This is a genomic window from Bartonella sp. CL63NXGY (assembly GCF_042194905.1).
Taxonomy (GTDB): domain Bacteria; phylum Pseudomonadota; class Alphaproteobacteria; order Rhizobiales; family Rhizobiaceae; genus Bartonella.
This window is the reverse complement of the sequence record NZ_JBHINK010000116.1, coordinates 1-647: the sequence shown is the minus strand read 5'-3', so window position 1 is coordinate 647 and position 647 is coordinate 1. Positions and strand designations below refer to the sequence as shown.

General features: G+C 45.7%; 1 pseudogene. It reads right to left on the bottom strand.

Annotated features, from left to right (window positions below):
- Positions 1–647: pseudogene (locus ACFIK0_RS09585) on the bottom strand (autotransporter outer membrane beta-barrel domain-containing protein); the annotation flags it as partial.

The following is a 647-nucleotide window of genomic DNA, read 5'->3' as shown; positions in this document are numbered from 1 at the left end:
AAACAGGAGGCGGAACAGAAGGATCAGACGCAGACGACACAGCAACAGAAGAAGGGCGTAAAACAGGAGGCGGAACAGAAGGATCAGACGCAGACGACACAGCAACAGAAGGAGGGCGTGAAACAGGAGGCGGAACAGAAGGATCAGACGCAGACGACACAGCAACAGAAGAAGTGGGGGAAACAGATGTCGGTACAACTGGATGAGATTTAGGAGTACTGGGTCTAACAGGTGCAAGAGAGGGAGGAGGAGAAACAGGAGAAGGATTTGGAACAACCAACATAAAAACATCGGAAGCATCAGATAAGGTCTTAAGATGGGGATCCCTATCAGGAGAAGAAAGACTTGGCTCTTGAGGTTTCTGCTGAGAATTAGGATCGATAACCTCCTCTTCACCTCCAGTCATATGAGGATGATTTTTAGGAAAAGCAGGAACCTCATCAGAAACAGGAGGAACAACAGCATCAAGAACAGGAAAAATTTCAGTGGGATCAAGAGAGGAAGAATCAACCATTTTACTTTCAAGGCGAAAATCCCAAAATGTTCCAGCGTTTTTAAGCACTCTTTGATTGGAATCTGCTTCTCCTAAAGTAGAGCTTGGACCATAACTCTTAAGATGATACTGATAAGGGGAATCTTCGAGTGCG